Origin of the sequence: Bradyrhizobium sp. SZCCHNR1017 (genome assembly GCF_032381375.1) — a bacterium.
In the GTDB taxonomy this organism is placed as follows: Bacteria; Pseudomonadota; Alphaproteobacteria; order Rhizobiales; family Xanthobacteraceae; genus Bradyrhizobium.
Genome location: NZ_JAUHIR010000018.1, coordinates 38,543 through 63,404 on the forward strand (window position 1 = coordinate 38,543; position 24,862 = coordinate 63,404).

Annotated in this window: 19 protein-coding genes; 14 read left to right on the top strand and 5 right to left on the bottom strand. The window is 66.6% G+C overall.

Going from position 1 to position 24,862, the window contains the following annotated elements:
* Positions 1-24 precede the first annotated feature (24 nt).
* Complete coding sequence (locus tag QW863_RS30715; RefSeq protein WP_315717783.1) at positions 25-1,161, top strand: MFS transporter; 1,137 nt, start codon at positions 25-27, stop codon at positions 1,159-1,161.
* Positions 1,162-1,254: 93 nt separating this feature from the next.
* Here QW863_RS30715 and QW863_RS30720 read toward each other — a convergent pair whose 3' ends face one another.
* Positions 1,255-2,217, bottom strand: a complete 963-nt coding sequence (locus tag QW863_RS30720; RefSeq protein WP_315717784.1) for a cation diffusion facilitator family transporter — start codon at positions 2,215-2,217, stop codon at positions 1,255-1,257.
* A 130-nt stretch (positions 2,218-2,347) separates the two neighbouring features.
* On the opposite strand from QW863_RS30720, the gene QW863_RS30725 reads away from it, so the two are divergent.
* Positions 2,348-2,872 carry a nucleoside deaminase gene (locus tag QW863_RS30725; RefSeq protein ID WP_315717785.1) on the top strand — a complete coding sequence of 175 codons (525 nt, stop codon included), beginning with the start codon at positions 2,348-2,350 and terminating at the stop codon, positions 2,870-2,872.
* Positions 2,873-2,924: 52 nt separating this feature from the next.
* Here QW863_RS30725 and QW863_RS30730 read toward each other — a convergent pair whose 3' ends face one another.
* Entirely contained in the window at positions 2,925-4,046 is a 1,122-nt protein-coding gene (locus QW863_RS30730) for a hypothetical protein (RefSeq protein ID WP_315717786.1), read from the bottom strand.
* A gap of 568 nt (positions 4,047-4,614) precedes the next feature.
* On the opposite strand from QW863_RS30730, the gene QW863_RS30735 reads away from it, so the two are divergent.
* From QW863_RS30735 to QW863_RS30750, 4 genes are all read left to right on the top strand, one after another.
* Complete coding sequence (locus QW863_RS30735; protein ID WP_315717787.1) at positions 4,615-6,180, top strand: ABC transporter ATP-binding protein; 1,566 nt, start codon at positions 4,615-4,617, stop codon at positions 6,178-6,180.
* Positions 6,164-7,255, top strand: coding sequence for an ABC transporter permease (locus QW863_RS30740; protein WP_315717788.1), 1,092 nt, complete (start codon positions 6,164-6,166; stop codon positions 7,253-7,255). Before QW863_RS30735 ends, QW863_RS30740 begins: the two co-directional genes overlap by 17 nt.
* Complete coding sequence (locus QW863_RS30745; RefSeq protein WP_315717789.1) at positions 7,242-8,159, top strand: ABC transporter permease; 918 nt, start codon at positions 7,242-7,244, stop codon at positions 8,157-8,159. The genes QW863_RS30740 and QW863_RS30745 overlap by 14 nt, the downstream gene beginning before the upstream one ends.
* An 81-nt stretch (positions 8,160-8,240) precedes the next feature.
* Entirely contained in the window at positions 8,241-9,320 is a 1,080-nt protein-coding gene (locus QW863_RS30750; protein WP_315717790.1) for a BMP family ABC transporter substrate-binding protein, read from the top strand.
* Between the two features lie 75 nt (positions 9,321-9,395).
* On the opposite strand, the gene QW863_RS30755 is transcribed toward QW863_RS30750, so the two are convergent.
* Positions 9,396-10,742 (bottom strand): 8-oxoguanine deaminase, encoded by a 1,347-nt coding sequence (locus QW863_RS30755; protein ID WP_315717791.1) that lies wholly within the window; start codon positions 10,740-10,742, stop codon positions 9,396-9,398.
* A 140-nt stretch (positions 10,743-10,882) separates the two neighbouring features.
* On the opposite strand from QW863_RS30755, the gene QW863_RS30760 reads away from it, so the two are divergent.
* Positions 10,883-11,707 carry an FAD binding domain-containing protein gene (locus tag QW863_RS30760; protein WP_315717792.1) on the top strand — a complete coding sequence of 275 codons (825 nt, stop codon included), beginning with the start codon at positions 10,883-10,885 and terminating at the stop codon, positions 11,705-11,707.
* Entirely contained in the window at positions 11,704-14,418 is a 2,715-nt protein-coding gene (locus QW863_RS30765; protein WP_315717793.1) for a molybdopterin-dependent oxidoreductase, read from the top strand. Before QW863_RS30760 ends, QW863_RS30765 begins: the two co-directional genes overlap by 4 nt.
* A gap of 23 nt (positions 14,419-14,441) precedes the next feature.
* Here the strand turns inward: QW863_RS30765 and QW863_RS30770 are convergent, their stop codons facing one another.
* The gene (locus tag QW863_RS30770) at positions 14,442-14,744 is read right to left on the bottom strand and encodes a hypothetical protein (RefSeq protein ID WP_315717794.1); all 303 of its coding nucleotides are present in this window, start codon (positions 14,742-14,744) and stop codon (positions 14,442-14,444) included.
* A gap of 199 nt (positions 14,745-14,943) precedes the next feature.
* Between QW863_RS30770 and QW863_RS30775 the strand changes: the two genes are divergently transcribed.
* Positions 14,944-16,128, top strand: a complete 1,185-nt coding sequence (locus QW863_RS30775; protein ID WP_315717795.1) for a urate hydroxylase PuuD — start codon at positions 14,944-14,946, stop codon at positions 16,126-16,128.
* A 432-nt stretch (positions 16,129-16,560) separates the two neighbouring features.
* The gene (locus tag QW863_RS30780) at positions 16,561-16,860 is read left to right on the top strand and encodes a hypothetical protein (protein ID WP_315717796.1); all 300 of its coding nucleotides are present in this window, start codon (positions 16,561-16,563) and stop codon (positions 16,858-16,860) included.
* Between the two features lie 310 nt (positions 16,861-17,170).
* Here QW863_RS30780 and QW863_RS30785 read toward each other — a convergent pair whose 3' ends face one another.
* Positions 17,171-17,809, bottom strand: a complete 639-nt coding sequence (locus QW863_RS30785; protein ID WP_315717797.1) for a TetR/AcrR family transcriptional regulator — start codon at positions 17,807-17,809, stop codon at positions 17,171-17,173.
* Between the two features lie 315 nt (positions 17,810-18,124).
* Here QW863_RS30785 and QW863_RS30790 point away from each other — a divergent pair, with 315 nt between their 5' ends.
* The 4 genes from QW863_RS30790 (at position 18,125) to QW863_RS30805 (ending at position 24,760) form a co-directional block, all read left to right on the top strand.
* Positions 18,125-19,246, top strand: coding sequence for an efflux RND transporter periplasmic adaptor subunit (locus QW863_RS30790; RefSeq protein ID WP_315717798.1), 1,122 nt, complete (start codon positions 18,125-18,127; stop codon positions 19,244-19,246).
* Positions 19,243-20,319, top strand: a complete 1,077-nt coding sequence (locus tag QW863_RS30795) for an efflux RND transporter periplasmic adaptor subunit (protein WP_315769637.1) — start codon at positions 19,243-19,245, stop codon at positions 20,317-20,319. The genes QW863_RS30790 and QW863_RS30795 overlap by 4 nt, the downstream gene beginning before the upstream one ends.
* Positions 20,316-23,393, top strand: a complete 3,078-nt coding sequence (locus QW863_RS30800) for an efflux RND transporter permease subunit (protein WP_315717799.1) — start codon at positions 20,316-20,318, stop codon at positions 23,391-23,393. The genes QW863_RS30795 and QW863_RS30800 overlap by 4 nt, the downstream gene beginning before the upstream one ends.
* Before the next feature lie 92 nt (positions 23,394-23,485).
* Entirely contained in the window at positions 23,486-24,760 is a 1,275-nt protein-coding gene (locus tag QW863_RS30805; protein ID WP_315717800.1) for a DUF2130 domain-containing protein, read from the top strand.
* Positions 24,761-24,862: the final 102 nt, after the last annotated feature.

A 24,862-nucleotide genomic window follows, 5' to 3' on the forward strand; every position in this document is an offset into this window, starting at 1 on the left:
TTCAGAAAGTCAGGAATCTTCCAAATGAGTTCTGATCACAGCGGGGCGCGGCTCGCGACCCGCCTGGCCTTCTTCGTCGCCGGCTTCGGCATCGCCTGCTGGGCACCGCTGGTGCCGTTTGCCAAACAGCGGCTCGGCGTCGATGATGCGACGCTCGGGCTGCTCCTGCTCTCGCTCGGCGTTGGCTCGGTCGCATCGATGCTGGCCGCCGGACTGCTGAGCGCCCATTATGGCAGCAAGCCGGTCGTCATCGTCAGCGGCATCGCTCTCGCGCTGTTCCTGCCGCTGCTGGCGATCGCAGCAACGCCAGCGACACTCGCACTCGCATTGTTCGCCTTCGGTGCGGCGCTGGGCTCGCTCGACGTCGCGGTGAACATCCAGGCGATCGACGTCGAGCGGCTGAGCGAGCGTCCGCTGATGTCGGGTTTCCATGCCCAGTTCAGCATCGGCGGCTTCGCGGGCTCCGGCGTCATGACGGCGCTGCTCGCATTCGACGTCGCGCCGCTGCTCGGCACGCTCGCCTGCTGCGCCCTCGCCCTGGCCGCGATGATCGTGGCTGCCCCGCGACTGATGGCGAGCAAACCCGCGCAATCGGGGCCTCTGCTCGTGCTTCCGCACGGCGCGGTGCTGCTGCTGGCGGCACTCGCCGCAATCATGTTCCTGGTCGAGGGCGCGATGCTCGACTGGAGCGCGCTGCTGCTCGTCGGTTCCGGCCGCCTGCCGGCGGCGCAGGCCGGACTGGGCTACATCATGTTCTCGATCGCAATGACCGCAGGGCGCCTCGTCGGTGACGCGGTGGTTGCACGGATCGGTGATCGCGCAACGTTGCTCGGGGGCGGCGCCATCGCCATCGCGGGCTTCGTCCTGCTGCTCACGGCTCCGTGGGTTGCTGCTGCCATGGCGGGCTTTGCGCTGATCGGCCTCGGCGCGTCGAACCTGGTCCCGGTGCTGTTCCGCCGAGCCGGGGCGCAGACCGCCATGCCGGTCGGGCTGGCCGTCGCGGCCGTCACCACCGCAGGCTACTCAGGCGTGCTGCTGGGCCCCGCAGGCATCGGCTTCATCGCCGCAGCCACCAGCCTGCCGGCCGCATTCTGGATGTTGGCCGCACTGCTGGTGATCGTGCTGCTGAGTGCGCCGTTGGCCGCGAGCACGCAGCCTTAGGAACGAGGCGCGCCGCTCCGGTTCGACCCGGCATCTCATGCCTCGGCCATTCGTCTGCCCGAAGCGACGTCGTCTATCGCTGAGCTGCGGATCTCACGCCGGAGTCGAGCCATTTTGGAGCACGCTCTCGCGCATTTCCTGATAGCGCGCACCGGTCTGCGGCTTGACGAACAGCGCCGCGACGATCGGATGCCGCGCCCTCAGCTCGCTCTCGATCGCAACGACGGCGCGCTCGATATCATCGGCGCGCTGATCGTCCGCAAATTCGATGCTCAGCGCGACAACGACATGCTGCGGTGACAGCTGCACCGTGAGCAGGCCATTGGCTGACTTGACGCCCTTCCTCTTGCGCGCGATGTCGAGGATCGAACGCGCCAGCTCCGGATCCGCCGGCTCGCCGATCAGGAGACTCTTGCTCTCCCGCGCGAGCACCATCGAGGTCGCCGCAAGCAGCACACCGATCAGGATCGATCCGATGCCGTCCCATGCCGGCTCATCGAAGGCGACGGCCGCAGCCATCGCGGCAGCAGCAATCACGATGCCGATCAGTGCCGCGCTGTCCTCGAACACGACCATGAAGGCTGGCGGGTCCTTGCTGCGCCTGAACGCCTCGAGATAGGAGAGACCCGGCGCAGCCGCGCGAAACCGCCGCACCGCCACCCACCAGGAGCCTGCCTCGAACACGAAGGAGAGCCCGAGCACGATGTAGTTCACCGTCGGGTCTTCGATCGGCAGCGGATGCATCAGGTGCGCCACGCCTTCGTACAGCGAGACGCCGGCGCCAAGCGCGAACAGCAGCAGCGCAACGATGAAGCTCCAGAAATAGAGCTCACGGCCATGGCCGAGCGGATGCCGCTGGTCGGGCGGACGGCTTGCGCGATGAAAGCCGTAGAGCAGCAGCAGTTCGTTCGAGGTGTCGACGGCGGAGTGGATCGCCTCGCTCGTCATGGCCGAGCTGCCGGTCCACACCGCCGCGGCGGTCTTGGTGCAGGCCACGAGCAGATTGCCGGCAAGCGCGGCATAGACGGCAACCTTGGAATCCGCGTTTGCCGCCATGTCGCCTGCCTATTCTCTCTTTGCGCTCGTGCGCCGGGCAACGCGAGCTGCGGCGCATCGGTTCCCTTGGCGCGCTTGCGCGCGTCGTCGCGCCGGAGCAGGATCGCCCGATCCGCAACGGAGCAGAGTGATGATGGCGCCGAGAGATCAGGCGAGAGACGGACGGAGGCAAGCCGGCGCCCAAGACCGGGACACACATTTCCTGCGGCACAGCTTCGCCATCGCCCGCCGCGCGACATCCAACGGCAATCATCCATTCGGAGCGGTGCTGATCGCTGCCGACGGCCGCGTTCTGATCGAGGCCGAGAACGGCTACATGCCAGCTCATGACGCCACGGCCCATGCCGAGCGGCTGGTTGCGACCCAGGCCTGCATTTCGATAGCGCCCGAGATCAGGGCGGCGGCCACGCTGTATTCGTCGGCAGAGCCGTGCGCGATGTGCGCGGGCGCCATCTATTGGGCCGGCATCGGACGCGTGGTCTACGGCCTCGGTGAGCGGCGGCTGCGCGGCATCACCGGCAATCATCCGGAGAATCCGACGCTCGACCTGCCCTGCCGCGACGTGTTCGCGAGCGGCCAGCGCGCGACCGAAATCGTCGGCCCCCTGCTGGAGGAGGAAGCCGCGGCACTACATGACGGCGTCTGGGACAACTGAAGCAGGCGCCGCGACCGGAGGCGCGGCGCCTGCTCGCGTGGCTCGATCGATGTCAGAACTTCACGGTCACGCCCGAGTAGAGCGACGATTCGGTGCAGGCGCCCGTGGCGACGCGGGTGCCGCCGACACCGGCGACGGAACAGCCGACCGCGTTGTTGTGGTCGAGGCCGAACTTGTTCTGCCAGTAGCGATAGGCCACCCAGACGTCGATCATGTGGCTCTGCTTCTCACCCCACATCGCCTTCGACGCATCGAAGGTCAGGCGGATCGGCTCGGAATTGAACTCGACCTTGGTCGGATAGACGCCGTTCGCGACGCTGGCCGGGAGCGGCTCGGTATCGGTGCCCTTCTTGCCATACCAGCCGGCGCGACCCGAGATCGAGAAGAACTGCATGCTCTCAGGCAGGAAACCGAGATCCATGTAGTAGTTGGTCTCGACCGCCCAGGTTGGCTTGAACGAGGTGTTGCCGTCGGAGATGCAGGGGTTCGACCAGCCGGCGCCGCACTGCGAGAACGAGTTGTGGTTGGCGAACTCCCAGTACATCAAGGGAGCGACGTTGAAGTAGCCCTTGTAAGGCAGGTTGAACGCGAACTGCAGACCGGCGACGACGTCACGCTTGGCCGCGCCGAAGTAGCGGTTCTCGGTATTGGCATCCATGCCCACTTCGAACGAGATGTTCTGCAGCGGCCCCACCGTGAAGGCCTTGGTGTTGAAGATCTGGTTCCAGCCGAAGGTCGAGCGGAACAGGCCGTAGATCTCGGTCGCACCGGCGCAGCTCGCCGGCGTGAACGCGAAGCCCGCGTTGGGCGAGACGATGCCGCCGGTCTGCGTGCAGGGCCCCGCCGGGTCGTTGTGGTCCGACTTGAACAGCGAGATCGTGAAGAAGTTGGTGCCGTAACCCCAGACGTCGAAATGGGTGAACGAATAGACCTGCTTGGCGGTCTTGGCGTTGAACGTGCCGTTGCCGTTGACGCTCCATGCACCAGGCTGGCTGGCATCGAAGATGTAGGAGTAGCTGACGCGATTGTCGACGACGAGGAAGAATGGCACCTCGGCCGGAGCCTTCTTCGCGATCGCCTTGGCGGGCAGGTCGGCAGCCCCTGCGACACCGACTGAGCTAAGCGCTACCGCGCCCAGCGCGACGGCCGCTGCGATTGTGTGACGTAACGACATTCAGAACACCCCCAGTTGACAAGCGCCGATTCCCGACTTGCATGCACAGTTGCGCCGTTCCACCGGCTGGAGAAGCCTCAACTTTCTCCAGGACTTGCCCGCAGTTTGATCAAGGTTCCGCCGTATTGCAGCAGCGACGACAGCAGACGCAGGCCTGAACATGGGACGATTGGCCGCGGCCGCGATGCTCCCAAATTCCGATCTTGCCGCTTCACATTGCAGAAGTTTTTCCGAAAGCCCCCGCGTGGCCTTCCGCGCGCTTTCGCGAGCAAGCCTGGGCGCAAGCGCGCCCCTGACGCGTATTGGATGACGCTGCTCATCCAACGTGCAGCTTGCCGCGGCGGATCGATTTCCGGCCAGTGTCTCAATAGTGCCACAGAGCTTTATCGATCACGGCTGATTGCAGCGTACGCTGCTTGCAACCAAGGGCGCGCTGCATTCGCCGATCGCCGCGCGATGGGCGCTTGGACAAGAGTTGGGCAGAGGATGGCGCTTTTCGCCTCTTACGCGCCGCGGCAAATTAGATCACAATTGAGGCATCTTCGTTCCCCTGCCCACGACGCAGCAAATGCCTGAACCCGCGCCGGCCGATCCGAACCCTACGCCTCCGCTCCTGCAGACGATCGGGTTGACCAAGCGCTATGGCGACTTCCTTGCCAACGACGAGATCGACATCGAGATCCGGCCACGCGAGATTCACGCCTTGCTCGGCGAGAACGGTGCCGGCAAGTCGACGCTGGTGAAGACGATCTACGGACTGGTGCAGCCGAGCGCCGGTGAGTTGCGCTGGCAGGGTGTGCCCATCAAGCTGTCCGGCCCGGCCGAGGCTCGATCTCTCGGCATCGGCATGGTGTTTCAGCATTTCTCCCTGTTCGACAACCTCACCGTGGCTGAGAACGTGGCGCTCGGGCTCGACGGCAAAGAGCCATTCAAGTCCATGTCAGCGCGGCTCGCGGACGTCGCGCGCGACTACGGACTGCCGCTCGATCCGAAGCGCGAGGTCTGGCAATTGTCGGTCGGCGAGCGGCAGCGCATCGAGATCGTGCGGGCGCTGATGCAGAGTCCGAAATTCCTCATCCTGGACGAGCCCACCGCCGTGTTGACGCCGCAGGAGGCCGACCAGCTGTTCGTCGTGCTGGAGCGACTGAAAGCAGAAGGCCGCGCCATCCTCTACATCAGCCACAAGCTCGAGGAGGTGAAGCGGCTGTGCGACACCGCCACCATCCTGCGCAGCGGCAGGAAGGTCGCGACCTGCAATCCGAAGCTGGAGACGGCTGCCTCGCTGGCCCGCATGATGGTGGGGACCGAGATCAAGGAAGTGAAGCCGCCGGCCGAGCGACGCACCACCGTGCCGCGCCTGGTCGTCAATGATCTCACCCTCGCCCCCAGCGAGCTGCATGGCGTGGGCCTCAAGAACATTTCCTTCGAGCTGAAGGGCGGCGAGATCCTCGGCATTGCCGGTGTCGCCGGCAACGGCCAGGACGAGCTATTTGCTGCGCTGTCCGGCGAACGCCTCGTCAAAGAGCCCGGCACGATCATCATCGAGGGCCTCGCTTGCGGCAATCTCTCGATCAGCCAGCGACGCAAGATGGGAGCCGCCTTCGTGCCGGAGGAGCGGCTGGGGCACGGCACCGCCCCGCGGATGAAGCTGTCGGAGAATGCGCTGCTGACGGGACACGCGGCCAGCGACATGGTCCGGCACGGCTTCATCAACGCGGCAGCGACGCTGCGGACCGTCGATCGCACCACCGAGACATTCGATGTCCGCAAGGCGAAGCGCGATCCGGAAGCGGCGAGCCTGTCCGGCGGCAATCTGCAGAAGTTCGTCGTCGGCCGCGAGATCCTGCGCACGCCGGCGGTGCTGGTCGTCAACCAGCCGACCTGGGGCGTCGACGCCGGCGCCGCCGCGATCATCCGCCAGGCGCTGATCGATCTCGCCAGCGCGGGCGCTGCCGTCCTCGTGACCAGCCAGGACCTCGACGAACTCATCGAGATCGCCGACCGCATCGCCGTGATGTTTCACGGGCAGCTTTCGAAGGCGCTGCCACGCGCGGAGGCGACGCGCGAAAAGCTCGGCCTGTTGATGGGCGGCGCCAGCATCGAGAAGGAGGCCGCGCATGCAGCTCGTGCTTGAGAAGCGCGCCGAGCGCTCGCGCATCATTGCGCTGGTTTCGCCGCTGATCGCGATCGGGCTGACGCTCGTCACCATGAGCGTGCTGTTCGCCGTGCTCGGTAAGAACCCGATCACTGCGCTCGGCGTCTACTTCATCGCGCCGCTCACCGACGGGTATTCGCTGCAGGAGATCGCGGTGAAGGCCACGCCGCTGGTGATGATCGCGATCGGCCTGTCGCTGTGCTACCTCGCCAACGCCTGGAACATCGGCGCCGAGGGCCAGTTCCTGATCGGGGCCGTTGCCGGCAGCTGGATCGCGGTGAAGACGCAAGGCACCGAAGCGGGACACTGGGTGCTGCCGGCGATGCTGGTCGCAGGCGCCGCAGCCGGCGCGCTCTATGCGCTGATCCCGGCGCTGTGCCGCGTCAAGTTCGGCGCCAGCGAGATCCTCATCAGCCTGATGCTGGTCTATGTCGCCGATCTCCTGCTCGACTATCTCGTTCGCGGCCCCTGGCGCGATCCCGCCGGCTTCAACTTCCCCACCACGGCGGAGTTCGATCCGGTCGCCACCGTGCCGGTGCTGATCGAGGGCGGACGCCTGCATCTCGGCAGCATCATCGCACTGATTGTTGTTGCCGGCGCCTTCGTGCTGCTCGAGCGCACCATCAAGGGGTTCGAGATCCGAGTCGTGGGCGTGGCGCCGCGTGCGGCACGGTTCGGCGGCTTCAATGCGAACCAGCTCATCCTTCTGACGTTCGCCGTGTCGGGCGCATTGGCCGGTCTCGCAGGGATCATCGAGGTGGCGGGACCCATCGGACATCTGCAGCCTGGCATCTCGCCGGGCTATGGCTTCACCGCGATCATCGTGGCCTTCCTCGGACGGCTCAATCCGGTTGGAATATTCATTGCAGGGCTTTTTCTCGCATTGACGTTCATTGGCGGCGAGCAGGCCCAGATCACGATGAAGATTCCGCTCGATGTGACCAAGGTGTTCCAGGGCATCCTGCTGTTCTACGTGCTCGCCTGCGACTCGCTCATCCTCTACCGTTTCAAGCTCGTCTTCGCCGCGCGGCAGGTGCAAAGTGGTGCTGGTTGAAGCAATCATCCTGTCGGTGCTCGCCGCATCGACGCCGCTGCTGCTGGCGGCCACCGGCGAGCTGGTCACCGAGCGCTCGGGCGTCCTCAACCTCGGCGTCGAGGGCATGATGATCGTCGGCGCGGCCTGCGGCTTCGGCGGGGCCTGGCTGTCCGGCTCGATCATCGTCGGCGCGCTGTGCGGCATCGTCGCCGGCATGCTGATGTCGCTGATCTTCGCGTTCATGACCCTCGGCCTCGCCGTGAACCAGGTGGCGACGGGCCTCGCGCTGACCATTCTCGGCACCGGTCTGTCCGGCCTGATCGGCGCGCGCTTTGTCGGCGAACGCATCAGCACCGCGCCGCACCTTTCCATTCCCGGCCTCAGCGACATCCCGCTGGTCGGCCGTATCGCGTTCGGCGAGGATGCGTTCGTCTATCTGTCGCTCGTCTTGATCATCGCCGTCTGGTGGTTCCTGTACCGCACCCGTGCCGGCCTGGTGCTGCGCGCCTGCGGCGACAACCATGTCTCCGCCCACGCGCTCGGCTATCCCGTGCTGCGCATCCGTTTGCTCGCGGTGCTGTTCGGCGGCGGCTGCGCCGGGCTCGCCGGCGCCTATCTGCCGCTGGCTTATACGCCGTTCTTCATCCCCGGCATGACCGCGGGGCGCGGCTGGATCGCGCTGGCGCTGGTCGTGTTCGCATCCTGGCGACCGGGCCGCCTTGTCATCGGCGCCTACCTGTTCGGTGCGGTGACGATCCTGCAGCTGCATGCGCAGGGCGCCGGCGTCGGCATCCCCTCGCAGTTCATGTCGGCGCTGCCGTACCTCGCCACCGTGATCGTTCTGGTGCTGCTGTCGCGCGCCCGCACCGGCGGCTCCACCGCGCCGGCAGCGCTGGGGACGGTGTTCGTGCCGGATCGCTGAACCAATCATCCGGAGCGCCAGCGATGGGGCGCGGTGCTCTGGCGCACGAGGTTTTCCCCGGATTGTTTGGAGGCATGGACGATGATGAAAAGGCTTCTGGGGGCTGCCGCCGCGCTGGTGCTGGCGGGAAGCATTGCCGGCGTGGCGCACGCCGCCGACAAGCTGAAGGTCGGCTTCATCTATCTCGGACCGATCGGCGACCTCGGCTGGACCTATCAGCATGAGCTCGCGCGCCAGGCGCTGGTGAAGGAGCTCGGTGACAAGATCGAGACGACCTATCTGGAGAACGTACCGGAAGGCCCGGACGCCGAGCGCGCCATCGAGCAGTTGGTCCGCGCCGGCAACAAGCTGATCTTCACGACCTCGTTCGGCTACATGGATCCGACCCTGAAGGTCGCCAAGAAGTATCCCAACGTGCATTTCGAGCACGCCACCGGATACAAGCGCGACAAGAACATGTCGACCTATTCGGCGCGCTGGTATCAGGGCCGCTACATCCAGGGCATCATCGCCGGCAAGATGTCGAAGGCCGGCGTGCTCGGCTATATCGGCTCGTTCCCGATCCCGGAGGTCATTTCGGGCATCAACGCCACCATCATCGGCGCGCAGACGGTCAATCCGAACATCAAGGTCAAGATCATCTGGGCCAACACCTGGTTCGACCCGGGCAAGGAAGCCGACGCCGCCAAGGCACTGATCGACCAGGGCGCCGACATCATCATGCAGCACACCGACAGCCCGGCTGCCATGCAGATCGCAGCCGAGCGCGGCAAGCTCGCCTTCGGCCAGGACTCCGAAATGATCAAGTTCGGCCCCAAGGCGCAGCTCACCTCGATCCTCGACACCTGGGGCCCCTACTACATCGCGCGCGTCAAGGCCGAGCTCGACGGCACCTGGAAGTCGGAGGACACCTGGGGCGGCCTCGATTCCAAGATGTTCGAGATGGCGCCCTATACCAACATGCCCGATGACGTGAAGAAGCTGGCCGAGGAGACCCAGGCCGCGATCACCGCCGGCAAGCTGCACCCGTTCAAGTGCCCGGTGCTCGGCCAGGACGGCAAGGAGATCGAGTGCAAGGGCGGCGACCATCTCGCCGACGGCCAGATCCTCGGCATGAACTTCTACGTCAAGGGCGTCGACGACAAGGTGCCGGGCAAGTAGACGCAGCACCCGGCAAGAACTCCCCCCACACGTCGGGGGGAGTTCTCGAGCGGATATTTTCCAACGCTGCGCGCTTCACCCTCCCCGCATGGCCTTGGCGGCCGCGCTGTGCCGATCGATCAGCCCGCCGACGTCCAGCCCCGGAATGGCGCCGTCGATCACGGTCCAGCGGCCGCCGACCATCACGCGGTCGGCGCGATGCGCGCCGCACAGCACCAGCGCCGCGATCGGATCCCCTGAACCCGAGAAGCGCAGCTCGTCGAGCTTGAACAGCGCGAGGTCGGCGGCCTTGCCGACCGCGATCTCGCCGAGCTCCGGCCGGCCGACGCAGGCGGCCGAGCCCTTCGTCGCCCAGCGCAGCGCATCCTTGTGGCTGATCCGGCCAACGCCGTAGCGCGCCCGCTGCAGCAGGAACGCGGCACGCACCTCCTGCATCAGGTTTGAGCCGTCGTTCGACGCCGAGCCGTCGACGCCGAGGCCGATCCCGACGCCCGCCTCCTCCATCTCGCACACCGGGCAGCAGCCGGATGCGAGCAACTGGTTCGAGCAGGCGCAGTGAGTGATCGCGGTCTTGGCCTTGCCGAGCCGTTTCATCTCCTCGGCATTGAAGAAGATGCCGTGCGCCAGCCAGGTTCGCGGTCCGAGCCAGCCATGCTTCTCCAGATAGTCGAGCGGACGGCAGCCGAACATCGCCTCGCAGAAGCGGTTCTCGTCCTCGGTCTCCGCGAGATGGGTATGCAGCCGCACGTCGAGCTTGTCGGCGAGATCGGCCGTCTTCTGCATCAGCGATCCCGTGACCGAAAACGGCGAGCACGGCGCCAGCGCGATCTGCACCATCGCATCCGGCCCGCGCTCGTGATAGGTCGCGACCACGCGCTCGCTGTCGGCGAGGATCGTATCCTCGTCCTGCACCACACTGTCCGGCGGCAGTCCGCCGTCGCGCTCGGACAGGTTCATCGAGCCGCGGGTCAATAGCACTCGAATGCCCAGCCGCTTCGCAGCCGCCACCTCGATGCCGACCGCGTCCTCGAGGCCGGCCGGAAACACGTAGTGATGATCGGTCGTCGTCGTGCAGCCGGACAGCATCAGCTCGGCCATCGCAACCGTGACCGCCGCATCCAGTGCCTCCGGCGTCAGCTTTGCCCAGATCGGATAGAGCGCCTTCAGCCAGGGGAACAGCTCGCGGTCCATCGCAGCCGGCAGCGCGCGCGTCAGCGTCTGGTAGAAGTGATGATGGGTGTTGATCAGCCCGGGGATCACGACATGCCCGCTGGCATCATAGATCGCCGCATCAGCGGTGGCCGGCTCGGCCCCGGCAGGCACCAGCTCGGCGATGCGGCCGTCCTTGACGACGACACCGCGCGCAGCACCCTCGGCGAGAATGGCGAGCGGGTCCTTGATCCAGATCGGCGTCGTGCTCATGGCTGTCTCGTCTCGGTGATTGGGCGTTTGCATGTGCCGGTAACTTGCAAGCGGAAGGCCGGCGTCATCCTATTGCCAGTTGGCGCTGGTCTTGCAAGGATTCCACCCGCGATAGGCTGCGCCCACGAGCTGGCTTCACCATGGATCTGAACACCATCACGGCGGTCGTGCGCCCGAGGACGCGGGCCGAGCTGCCCAGCTGGCAGGCAGGCGATGCCTGGCTGGCCGGCGGCACGTGGCTTTTCTCGGAACCGCAGCCGCGCCTGTCGCGGCTGATCGATCTCCACGATCTCGCCTGGCCGTCTCTCAGCATCAGCGATCAGGGCCTGTGCATCGCCGCGACCTGCAGCGTCGCCGATCTGGACGCGCTGCCCTGCCCGGCCGAGTGGATCGCGGCGCCGCTGATCGATCGATGCTGCCGCGCGTTCCTCGCTTCGTTCAAGATCTGGAAGACGGCGACCGTGGGCGGCAATCTCTGCATGTCGCTGCCAGCCGGGCCGATGATCTCGCTGCTCGCCGCGCTCGAGGGCGTCTGCACGATCTGGAAGAACGACGGCAGCGAGCAGCGCATCCAGGTCACCGACTTCGTCACCGGAAACAACAGCAACGTGCTCGCGCCTGGAGATCTGCTGCGCCAGATCGACGTTCCGCTGGCCGCGCTGAAGCGCCGCACTGCCTTCCGCCAGATCGCCCTCACCCCGGTCGGACGCTCCGGCGCGCTGCTGATCGGCACCTCGGGCCGCAGCGGCGACCTGCTGCTCACGGTAACCGGATCGACTATCAAGCCGCAGCAGCTGCGCTTTGCCACGATGCCCGACCCAACCGAATTGCGCGCCGGCATTCTCGGCAGCATCCCAGACGCGTCGTATCATGATGATGTTCATGGCAGGCCCGCCTGGCGCAAGGCGATGACTCTGCGCCTCGCCGAGGAGATCCGCGCCGAGCTCGCGGGCTTCAGGCCATGAGCGTGATCGTCGATGGCAAGGAGGTCGATGCTGCCCCGCGCCCCGGGCAATGCCTGCGGACCTTTCTGCGCGACACCGGCCATTTCGGCGTCAAGAAGGGCTGCGACGCCGGCGATTGCGGTGCCTGCACTGTGCTGCTCGACGGCGAACCGGTGCACAGCTGCCTGATCCCTGCCTTTCGTGCCGATGGCAAGGCGGTCACGACTGTCGAAGGCCTCGCGACCGATGACGGCCTGCATCCGATGCAGCAGGCCTTCCTCGATGCGCAGGCGTTCCAATGCGGCTTCTGCACCGCCGGCATGATCGTCACCTGCGCCTCGTTGAACCAGGCGCAGAAGAAGGATCTCGGCGCGGCGCTGAAGGGCAATCTGTGCCGCTGCACCGGCTATCGCGCCATCGAGGACGCGCTGCTCGGCCACGTTCATGTCGAGCAGGTCACAGCCGGCGAAGCCTTCGGACGCAGCCTGCCCGCCCCCGCCGGCCCCGACGTCGTACGCGGCCGGGCGCGCTATACCTTCGACACGACGGTCGAAGGCCTGCTGCACGTCAAGCTCGCGCGCTCGCCGCACGCGCATGCGCGCATCGTCGGCATCGACAAGAGGTCTGCGCTGGCCGTGCCCGGCGTGCATGCGGTGCTGACGCACGAGGATGCGCCGGCGGCTCTGTTCTCCACCGCGCGCCATGAGCAGGCGTGGATGGATCCGGCCGACACCCGCGTGCTCGACGATGTCGTGCGCTTCATCGGCCAGAAGGTCGCGGCCGTCGTCGCCGAGACCGAGGCAGCGGCCGAAGAGGCCTGTCGGTGTCTCGTCGTCGACTACGAGATCCTGCCTGCCGTGGTCGATCCCGCTGACGCGATCGAGCCCGGCGCGCCGGTCATTCACGCCGGCCGTGGCAGCGCGCATCGCATCGCGGACGTCGCCCGCAACATCGTCGCCGAGACCCATGGCGAGTTCGGCGACGTCGCCGCCGCGCTCGCGTCCGCCGCCGCGACCTATGAAGGCACCTTCACCACCCAGCGCGTGCAGCATGCGGCGCTGGAAACGCACGGCGGTCTCGCTTGGCTCGACGAGAAGGGCGTGCTCACCGTCCGTTCCAGCACGCAGGTGCCGTTCCTGACGAAACGGGCGCTGTGCGAGATCTTCGACCTCGCGCCCGATAATGTCCGCGTGTTCTGCGAGCGCGTCGGCGGCGGCTTCGGCGGCAAGCAGGAGATGTTCGTCGAGGACATCCTCGCGCTCGCCGCGCTGAAGACAAAGCGCCCCGTGAAGCTCGAATTCACCAGAGAGGAGCAGTTCATCGCGACCTCGACGCGGCATCCGATGCGCGTCACGGTCAAGGCCGGCGCCGACAAGGATGGCAAGCTGACCGCGCTGCAGCTCGATGTTCTTTCCAACACCGGCGCCTACGGCAATCATGCCGGGCCCGTGCTGTTCCATGCCTGCGCCGAGTCGATCTCGGTCTACAATTGTCCCAACAAGAAGGTCGACGGCCTCGCCGTCTACACCAACACGGTGCCGGCCGGCGCCTATCGGGGCTACGGCCTGCCGCAAACCACCTTCGCGGTCGAAGCCGCGATCGACGAGCTCGCGCGGCAGCTCGGCATCGACGCTTTCGAGATGCGACGCCGCAACATCGTCAGGCTGGGCGATGCCATGCTGGCGCCGCCGGCATCGGAGCCCAGCGACGTGCTGTACGGCTCCTACGGGCTCGACCAGTGCCTTGATCTGGTCGAGCGCGCGATGGCCGAGGCCACGCCGACGCCGGAGCTGGCGGCCGAGTGGCTGAAGGGCGATGGCATCGCGCTGACGATGATCGACACCGTGCCGCCCGATGGCCATATCGCCGATGCCACCGTCAGCCTGCGCGACGACGGCGGCTTCGTGCTCACCGTCGGCACCGCCGAATTCGGCAACGGCACCAGCACCGTCCATCGCCAGATCGCCGCGACCGTGCTCGGCACCACCGTCGATCGCATCACGCTGAAGCAGTCCGACACGGCGCATGGCGGCCACGACACCGGCGCCTATGGCTCGACAGGCACCTTCGTCGCGGGACGCGCGACCCAGGCTGCGGCCGAGGCGCTGGCCGAGACGATCAAGCGGTTCGCTGCCGACAGGTGGAACGTCGCTCCCGGCGCCTGCGTGATCGCCGATGATGCAATCACCTGCGGCGCACACCGTCTCGCTTTCGCCGAGCTCGCGAACGCCAGCGGATCGCCGCTCACCGCGAGCGGCAGTTCGCAGGGCACGCCGCGCTCGGTCGCGTTCAACGTCCAGGGCTTTCGCGTCGCTGTGAACAAGGGGACCGGCGAGATCAGGATCCTCAAGAGCGTGCAGGCCGCGGATGCCGGCCGGGTCGCCAATCCGATGCAGTGCCGGGGCCAGGTCGAGGGCGGCGTGGCCCAAGCGCTCGGTGCCGCGCTGTACGAGGAGATCGTGATCGACGACATGGGCCGCGTGATCAATCCGCGCTTCCGCGACTATCACCTGCCGTCCTATGCCGACGTGCCGCGCACCGAGGTGCTGTTTGCCGACACCCACGACACGATCGGCCCATTGGGGGCGAAGTCGATGAGCGAGAGCCCCTATAATCCGGTCGCCGCCGCGCTCGGCAACGCGCTGCGCGCTGCGACCGGCATCCGCTTCGCGGTCGTGCCATTCAAGCCGGACCGGCTGCTTCCGCAGTTGCAGGAGAAATTCGGCGAATGAGCCGGTCTGGGGAAACGGCTGCGCTATGGCTTGGGTCGGCGATCGTACGACCAACCGAACACGCCGCTCCGCCGGGTCTCGGGCTCCGGTTCCGCAGCCGGCTCCGACGGCTGGGCGGCCGCCTGTGGCGGGGCGGCGGGAGCGACCGGCTTGGGGATGCTCTCGCATTTCATCGCATAGACCAGCTTGCCGTCCTCGGTTCGTCCGATCGGCGCGCAGGCATCGGCGCGCTTGGCCGTGCTCTGCTTGGGTGCGGTCTGCGCCGCCGCCAGAGGCACACTAGCGAACTGTCCCAGCACCAGCATGATCAGAACCAGTCTCGTCATTCCGCCCGTCCCGCTTGTCAGACCGCCACATTGAACGCAATCGCGCCACCGGAGTCCACCGCATCACGCGCGCATGACAGCTAATCTGTTGTGCACTGACTGCCACAGCGACGCGCTGGAAATCAGATGCGATCGATGCCACAGATGAGACGCAGGCACTCGGCTCTGGACTTGCCCTGTCGAAGGAGATGAGCGCACGATGTGGGCTTCGATCATATCGGAATGGCTGAGCCTGATCTTCCGCTGGCTGCACGTGATCGCCGCCGTCGCCTGGATCGGCAGCTCGTTCTACTTCATTGCGCTCGACCTCGGCCTGAGGCCGCGCGAGGGCCTGCCGACCGGCGTGATGGGCGAGGCCTGGCAGGTGCATGGCGGCGGCTTCTACCACATCGTCAAATATCTGGTGGCCCCGGCGCAGATGCCGAGCGAGCTGACCTGGTTCAAATGGGAGGCCTACACCACCTGGCTGTCCGGCTTCGTGCTGATGATCGTGGTGTACTATCTCAACGCCGACCTGTTCCTGGTGGACAAGTCGATCCTCGATCTCACGCCCCTTCAGGCCGGCCTGTTCAGCTTCGGCTCGCTGGCGCTGGCGTGGCTGCTCTACGAGGCCGCCTGCCGCAGCGGCCTTGCCCGGCACGAACTGCCATTCGCGATCGGCGGCTACATCTTCCTCGTCGCGCTCACCTACGCCTTCACCCACGTGCTGAGCGGCCGCGGCGCCTTCAACCAGATCGGCGCCATCATCGGCACCATCATGGTAGCCAACGTGTTCGCGGTGATCATCCCCAACCAGAAGAAGATCGTCGCCGCGCTGCTCGCCGGCGAGGCGCCGGATCCCAAGCTTGGCAAGGCCGGCAAGGAGCGCTCGGTCCACAACAACTATCTGACCCTGCCGGTGGTGGTGCTGATGATCAGCAATCACTATCCGCTCTTGTTCGGCACCCGCTACAATTGGGTGATCGTCGCCATCGTGCTCGCGCTCGGACCCGTCATCCGGCATTTCTTCAACGAGCGTCACAAGGGCAACCCGTCGCCATGGTGGGTGTGGGGCGTGGCCGCCGCCGGCATGATCGGCATCCTGCTGCTGTCCGCGGCCGGCCCACGCGACGCCAAGGTCGCCGCAACGGCACAGCCGAGTTTCGCGCAGGTCGAGGAGATCGTGACCTCCCGCTGCAGCATGTGCCATGCCGCCGAGCCGGTGTGGGACGGCATCGTCAGCGCGCCCCGGGGCGTGCGGCTCGACACCGCCGAGCACATCCAGCGCAATGCGCGGCTGATCGCGCGCAACGCCGCCTGGTCCAACGCGATGCCGCCCGGCAACATCACCGAGATCACCGGCGAGGAGCGCGCCGTGCTTGCGGCGTGGGCCAGCGCGCAGTAGCAGCACGTCTGCCGATCGTCTTGCTGGCCATCTCAAACAGCCGGTCTCGTCGGGTACTGATGCGCAGAAACGCATTTGATCCGTTACTCGGAGAGATGACGCGGCTTCGCGTTGCCGCGACGCGATGCGCCCGGATCGTGCGATATCTCGGCCCTCATCGTAACGAGAGGGCGCAGGGAAGACCGGACCCCGGCGACGATGGATGCTCGCTTCGGTTCCCCACGACGAATGCGAGAAGCCGGCACAAGGACAACCGGATCTTCGCAACGCGGAGTTGAACTGCGACGCGTGCGACGACGATTGAGCTGGAGCACATCCGATTGTCGTCATGACCTTGCGGCAAAATTTACCACCCATTGGGACGCGGCTTGGCGGCAGAAAACATGGCGCTAGAGTGGCGCCCACAATCAGCTACCAGCGAAACGCCCCATCATGTCGATCTCCGTCAAAGGCCGGCTGGCCATTGTCGCGCTCATCGCGCTTGCCTGCTTCGCAAGCTCGGTGCTGAAGCTCTATCTGGGGCTGCTGTGCATCTCGCTGCTCTTGAGCTTTGCCGTGGTCGGCGTCGTGGCCCGGCTGGTCGAAGGGATCGCCATCAGGCGCGACCGGAGCAGCGAGCGGCGGCTGGCACGCCGTCGCGATCGCTCCGCTCTCATCGACGAGCCGCAGCCGGTGTCGATGACGACGATGGATCATGTCGACACGCCTTCGCCGGCGGGCCCCGTGCGATGAGCGGTATGCGTACGTCCGCGCCGGCCTCGTCGTTCCGCCTGATCGTCAGCATCGTCGCCAGCGCCGAACGACGTCTACGGTCATCGATCCACCGTCTCGCGATCGCGCGCTGAAGGACTGCGATTATCGCACATCGGAGAATGGCAAATGGCGCTACGAGCTCGACCGTTGGAACGTCGACGACCGGATCGTCCTTCCGGCCCAGCCGATCGCGGACACGGCGACGCCGCGCACAGTGGCGATGCATCGGAAGAGCAGCGCGTGGCCGTTCAGATAGCCGCCCTGATCGCATCGATACGCCGCCTGTACCTCATGCCTTCGTCCGCTTCCGCTTCGCCTCGAGAGCGTTCAGATAGGTAGCCATCATCTCCGGCAACGCGGCGACCACGACGTCGCGACTGCGCGGATCCTGCTCGCGCGTGAACAGCAGGGTGCCGAGCACGACGGCATCGAGCGTAGTGGCCGCCTGTTTGCCCAGTTCGTCGCCAAGCCTGGCGCGCATGACGCGGTCGATGACGGCCCTGAACTCGGCATGCACGGTCTGGTCGTGCAGATCGAGCGTCGCCAGCGCATCGGGATTGCGGACGAAGTAGCGGATCGCCCAGCCGATCAGTTGCTCGATGACCTCTGCGGGCGCCAACGCTGCCCATTCCGCATCGCTCCGCTGCAGCACGCGATCGAATGCCGGCTGCAGCTCGGCATCGTGACGTTCGGCGAGCGCATCCAGCATCTGATCCTTGTCACGGAAGAAGTGATAGACCGAGCCGATCGAGGCGCCGGCGCGCTGGGCCGCGGCATGCATGCTGACGGCACCAATCCCGGACTCGGCGATGATGGCGGCTGCGGCGTCGAGCAGCTGCTCGCGCCGCTCACGGCCCCGCGCCTGGCGCGGCGCACGTGATGTCGTGCGCGCGGGGTCATTCAGGTCAGTCGCAGCTTTGCGTCGCACGTTCGCGTCATGCCTTGGCTCACCGCGGCGGCAGCGATGGCCGATGTCCCAACGGGAGCGCCCGGCAACCCACACAGGGGGAATTCGAAACCGCCACGAGAATGTTACTAGACGAATTATTCTAGATTTGATTGTCTAATTCACGCACTGTCAAGAGGATGGTGTTCAACTTTCGCGTGAACCTTGCCTGCAACGGCGGGCGGCTGCGCGGGTTCTGCGCGCTGCTGACGACCAACAGGCGCTTTCCGGTCCTTGCGTGCTTGCGCGGCAGGATGGGAATGATCGCCACCACCCAACCGGGCCGAAGATACGACCATGTCTCCAATCACAGGATTCCCCTTCCTTCGGGCGCCGGGCTCACGCCTGCTGGCCGCGGCCGGCTGTGCTGCCGTCGGCCTGCTGCTGGCCGGCTGCGAGCAGAAAACGGCCGCAACCGCACCGCCGTCCCGGCTGGTGCGAACCGAGGTGGTCAAGCTGTCGGAGCGCCGGCAATCGATCACGCTGACCGGCGACGTCCAGGCGCGCGTGCTCGCCGACCTGTCGTTCAGGGTCAGCGGCCGCGTCACGGAGCGCCTCGTCGAGGTCGGCGCGCACGTCAAGGCCGGACAGTTGCTCGCCAGGATCGATCCGGCCGAGCAGCAGGCCGACCTGGATTCCGCCGAGGCCGCCGTGACCGCCGCGGAGTCGCAGGTGAAGGTCGCGACCTCCAACTTCAATCGGCAGCAGACGCTGCTCTCGAGCGGCTTCACGACGCGCGCCACCTTCGACCAGGCCCAGGAGACGCTGCGGACGGCGGAAGGCTCGCTGGAATCCGCCAAGGCCCAGCGCGACACCGCCAAGGACGCGCTCACCTTCACCGAGTTGCGCGCCGACGCCGACGGCACGATCACCGCGCGCAATATCGAGGTCGGCCAGGTGGCGCAGGCGGCGCAGTCCGTGTTCACGCTCGCGCGTGACGGCGATCGCGATGCCGTGGTCGACGTCTACGAGGCGGCGCTGTCGTTGAAGTTCGACGGCACCAAGGCCGCGATTGCGCTGCTCTCGGATCCCTCGGTGACGGCCAAGGGTCAAGTGCGCGAAGTCTCGCCGACCATCGATCCCAAATCCGGGACCGTCCGTGTCAAGATGGCAATCGAAAATCCGCCGCCCGAGATGATCCTCGGCAGCGCCGTCAGCGTCACCGGCTTCATCAAGCCGGAGCAACGCATTGTGCTGCCCTGGAGCGCGCTCACCGCGGCCGGCAAGAAACCGGCGGTGTGGCTGGTCGATGCCGCCGACAAGACCGTGTCGCTGAAGCCGATCACGATCGAGGACTACGAGACCGGCGCGATCGTGGTGTCGGCCGGGCTGCAACCGGGTGACCGCGTCGTGACCGATGGCGGCAAGCTGCTCAGCGTCGGCCAACAGATCGTATTCAACGAGGAGAAGCGGTCGTGATGACGCCCATGCGTTGTGTTCTTCCGCTCGGCGCGCTCGCTCTGCTCGCCGGCTGCAACGAAAAGGCCGCCGCTCCCGAGCCGGTCCGGCCGGTGCTGTCGATGAAGATCGAGCCGCAGGCGGCCAACGGCTCGGCCGTCACCGGCACGATCGAGCCGCGCTACAAGGCCGATCTCAGTTTCCGCGTGCTCGGACGGCTGATCGCCCGGCCCGTCTATGTCGGCGACATGGTCAAGCAGGACCAGGTCGTCGCGGCGATCGATCCCGCCGCGCTCGAGCTCGCCGTGCGTGCCTCGGCCGCCGAGGTCTCGCGCAGCCAGGCACAACTGACCAATGCGACCGGCACCGAGGGCCGGCAGCGCACCCTGCTGGAAACCGACGCCACCACCAAGGCGACCTTGGAGAGCGCCGAGCAGTCGCGCGCGGCCGCCCAGGCCTCCGTCGTCAAGGCGCAGTCCAATCTCGCCAAGGCGCGTGAGCAGCTCGGCTACGCCCAGCTCAAGGCGGATTTCGCCGGCATCGTCACCGCCGTCGGCGCGGAGGTCGGCCAGGTCGTCTCGCCGGGACAGAGCGTCGTCACGGTGGCGCGGCCCGACATCCGCGAGGCCGTGATCGATGTCGGCGACGACATCGCCGGGGCCTTGCAGGCCGGCACGCCGTTCACCGTGCGGCTACAGGTGGATCCCAGCGTCAGCGCCGCCGGCAAGGTGCGCGAGATCGCGCCGCGCGCCGACGCCACCACGCGCACGCGCCGCATCCGCATCACGCTCGACAATCCGCCCGAGATCATGCGGCTCGGCACCACGGTGACCGCCTCGCTCGATATCGAGCAGAAGACCGTCATCCGGCTGCCGCGCTCGGCTGTGCTCGAGCAGAACGACAAGAGCTTCGTCTGGCTGGTCGACGCTACCAGCAAGACGGTGAAGCGACAGGAAATCACGATCGCCCGCAACGAGGACGGCAGCGTCCGCGTCACCGGCGGCCTCGAAGCCGGGCAGCGCGTCGTCACCGCCGGCGTGCACAGTCTCAAGGATGGCCAGTCCGTCCGCATCGATCAGGAATCTCAACCGTGAAGTCCTTCAACCTCTCCGACTGGGCGCTCGAGCACCGCTCGCTCGTCTGGTATTTCATGATCGCTTTCATGGCTGCGGGCCTCTTCTCCTACGTGCATCTCGGCCGCGAGGAGGATCCGTCCTTCACGATCAAGACGATGCTGATCCAGGCCAAATGGCCCGGCGCCTCCGCCGAGGAGATGACGCGCCAGGTCACCGACCGCATCGAGAAGAAGCTGGAGGAGCTGCCGGCGCTCGACTACACCAAGAGCCTGACGGTGCCCGGCCAGACCACCGTGTTCGTCAATCTGCGCGACACCACCAAGGCACGCGACGTCGTCCCGACCTGGCTGCAGGTGCGCAACCTGATCAACGACATCAGGGGCGACTTCCCGTCCGGCGTCGTCGGGCCGGGATTCAACGACCGCTTCGGTGACGTGTTCGGCAACATCTACGCCTTCACCAGCGACGGCCTCAGCCAGCGCCAGCTGCGCGACCGCGTCGAGGAGGTTCGCGCCAAGGTGCTGACCGTGCCCAATGTCGGCCGCGTCGACATCGTCGGCGCGCAGAACGAGGTGATCTATCTCGAATTCTCGCCGCGCAAGGTGGCCGCGCTCGGCATCGACCAGCGCACCATCCTGACGGCGCTCCAGGCGCAGAATGCGGTGTCGCCGTCCGGCGTGCTGCAGGCCGGCCCCGAGCGCGTCGCCGTACGCGTCTCCGGCCAGTTCACCTCCGAGGAGAGTCTCAAGGCGATCAACCTGCGCATCAACGACCGCTTCTTCCCGCTCACCGACGTCGCCACCATCACCCGCGGCTATGAGGACCCGCCGACGTCGCTGTTCCGCTTCAACGGCCAGCCGGCGATCGGGCTTGCCATCGGCATGAAGGCCGGCGCCAATCTGCTCGATTTCGGCGAGGCGCTGAAGGAGGAGATGACCAAGGTCATCGCCGACCTGCCGGTCGGCGTCGGCGTGCATCTCGTCTCGGACCAGCCCAAGATCGTCGAGGAAGCCGTCGGCGGCTTCACCAAGGCGCTCTATGAGGCCGTGATCATCGTGCTCGCGATCAGCTTCGTCAGCCTCGGCGTCCGCGCCGGCCTCGTGGTCGCGATCTCGATCCCGCTGGTGCTCGCCATCACCTTCCTGTTCATGGCCTACACCGGCATCTCGCTGCAGCGCATCTCGCTGGGCGCGCTGATCATCGCGCTCGGCCTCTTGGTCGACGACGCCATGATCGCGGTCGAGATGATGGTGGCGCGGCTCGAGGTCGGCGACTCCTTGCGCAAGGCCGCAACCTACGTCTACACCTCGACCGCCTTCCCGATGTTGACGGGCACGCTGGTGACGGTCGCGGGCTTCATTCCGATTGGCCTCAACAACAGCGCCGCCGGCGAGTTCACCTTCACGCTGTTCGTCGTGATCGCGGTGTCGCTGGTCGTGTCCTGGATCGTCGCCGTGCTGTTCGCGCCGCTGCTCGGCGTCACCATCCTGCCCGCGACCTTGCCGAGTCACCATGCCGAGGGCGGCCGGCTGACGCGGATCTTCCGCGCCATGCTCAATGCCTGCATGCGGAACCGCTGGACCACGATCGTCGCCACGGTCCTGATCTTCGGGCTGTCGGTGTTCGGCATGCGCTTCGTGCAGCAGCAGTTCTTCCCCTCCTCCGACCGTACCGAGTTGGTGATCGACTTCAACCTGCCGCAGAACTCCTCGATCGCCGAGACCAACGCGCAGATGGCGCAGTTCGAGCAGGAGGCGCTGAAGGGCAATCCCGACATCGACCATTGGTCGACCTATGTCGGCTCCGGCGCCCAGCGCTTCGTGCTGTCGTTCGACGTGCAGCCGGCCGACGTGTCGTTCGGCCAGATCATCATCGTCACCAGGAGCCTCGAGGCGCGCGACCGCGCCCGCGCCAAGCTGCAGGCCTATCTGACCAAGACGTTCCCCGGCACCGACGCCTATGTGCATCTGCTCGACATCGGCCCGCCGGTCGGCCGCCCGGTGCAGTATCGCGTCAGCGGGCCCGATGTCGCCAAGGTGCGCGAGATCGCGCAGGAATTGGCCGGCGTCCTGCGCGGCAACAGCCATCTCGGGGCGGTCATCTTCGACTGGATGGAGCCGGCGCGCGTCGTGAAGGTCGACGTGCTGCAGGACAAGGCGCGCCAGCTCGGCGTCACCTCGGAGGACATCGCGAATGCGCTGAACAGCGTGCTCGACGGCACCTCGATCACCCAGGTGCGCGACGACATCTATCTGATCGACGTACGCGGCCGCGCCCAGGCCAAGGAACGGCAGTCGCTGGAGACCTTGCGCGACCTGCAGCTCTCCGGATCCAACGGCCAGTCGATCCCGCTCGCGGCGCTCGCGACCCTGCGCTACCAGATCGAGCAGCCGGAAATCTGGCGCCGCTCGCGCCTGCCGACGCTGACCTTGAAGGCCAGCGTGATCGATCAGGTGCAGCCGAACACGGTGGTCGATCAGCTCAAGCCGGCTATCACGGCCTTCGACGCCAAGCTTCCAGCCGGCTACAAGGTCGTCACCGGCGGCAGCGTCGAGGAGAGCGCCAAGAGCCAGGCGCCGATCATCGCGGTCGTCCCGATCATGCTGTTCACCATGGCCACCATCCTGATGCTGCAGCTGCAGAGCTTCCAGCGGCTGTTCCTGGTGTTCGCGGTGGCCCCGCTGGCCTTGATCGGCGTCGTCGCAGCACTGCTGCCGAGCGGCGCGCCGCTGGGCTTCGTCGCCATCCTCGGCGTGCTCGCGCTGATCGGCATCCTGATCAGAAACTCGGTGATCCTGATCGTGCAGATCGAGCATCTGCGCGAAGAAGGACGGCCGCCGTGGGAGGCCGTAATGGAGGCGACCGAGCACCGCATGCGGCCGATCATGCTGACGGCGGCCGCGGCCTCGCTGGCGCTGATCCCGATCGCGCGCGAAGTGTTCTGGGGTCCGATGGCCTATGCGATGATGGGCGGCATCATCGTCGGCACCGTGCTGACCTTGCTGTTCCTGCCGGCGCTCTACGTCGCCTGGTTCCGCATCAAGGCGCCGGACACGACGGCGACGTCCGAGGCCACGCCGCACGGGGCGTGAATCGCGGATAATTGCGTGGGATAAGCCGTTCGCGTGGGTTAAACGCCACGCGGCGGCCGGTTAGATTCGGCTTTCATGGAAGGAAGCGAATCATGACCGATCCTCAGATCGTCTGCCCCTCCTGCCGCACCGAGATCAAGCTGACCGAGCAGCTCGCAGCGCCCCTGATCGCGGAGACGCGCCGGCAGTTCGAGAGGCAGCTCCAGGCGAAAGAAGCCGATTTCGGCCGCCGCGAGGCGCAGCTCAAGGCCGCGCAGGAGCAGATCGCGCAGGCCAAGGCTGCGATCGACCAGCAGGTCGCCACCAAGCTGAAGGCCGAACGCGCTGCGATCGCGCAGGCCGAGGCCGAGAAGGCACGACAGGCGGTGGCCGACGAGATGGGCAACCGCGATCGCCAGCTCGCCGAGCTGCACGAGGCCATCGTCAGCAAGGACGCCAAGCTGGCGGATGCGCAGAAGGCGCAGGCGGAGATGATGCGCAAGCAGCGTGAGCTCGACGAGGCCCGCCGCGAGCTCGATCTCACCATCGAGACCAAGGTGCAGGAAAATCTCGTCGCGGTGCGCGACAAGGCGCGGCTCGAGGCGGAGGAGTCTCTGAAGGCCAAGGTCGCCGAGAAGGAGACCCAGATCGCAGGCATGCAGCGCCAGATCGAGGAGCTTCGCCGCAAGGCCGAGCAGGGCTCGCAGCAGCTGCAGGGCGAGGCACTGGAGATCGAGCTGGAGTCACAACTGCGCGCGCGCTTTCCCCGCGACCTGGTCGAGCCGGTTCCGAAGGGCGAGTTCGGCGGCGACGTGATCCATCGCGTGGTCGGCCCCGGTGGCCAGGCCTGCGGCGCGATCCTGTGGGAATCCAAGCGCACCAAGAACTGGAGCGATGGCTGGCTGGTGAAGCTGCGCGACGACCTGCGCGCCGCCAAGGCCGACATCGCGCTGATCGTCTCGAGCGCGCTGCCCAAGGGGGTCGACGGCTTCGACCTGATCGACGGCGTCTGGGTCGCCGAGCCGCGCTTCGCGCTGCCACTGTCGCTGGCACTGCGGCAGTCGCTGATCGACGTCGCCTGCAGCAAGCTCGCGCAGGAGGGCCAGCAGACCAAGATGGAGATGGTCTACGCCTATCTCACGGGGCCCCGCTTCCGCCACCGCATCGACGCCATCGTCGAGCGCTTCACCGAGATGCAGTCGGATCTCGACCGCGAGCGCAAGACCATGATGCGGCTGTGGGCCAAGCGCGAGGAGCAACTGCGCAGCGTGCTGGATTCGACGGCGGGCCTGTATGGCGACCTGCAGGGCATCGCCGGCCGCGCGATGCAGGAGATCGAGAGCCTCGACGTGCTGCTGATCGAGGGCAAGAGCGAGGCGGCGGAGTAGCGCACACCGGCCGCCGCCCCGATCCGAGGTGTGCCAGCACCAGCTGCGCGCTTATGCTTTCCGACGCGGCCGCGTCTCGCATTCCCACGGCGGCATGCGGAT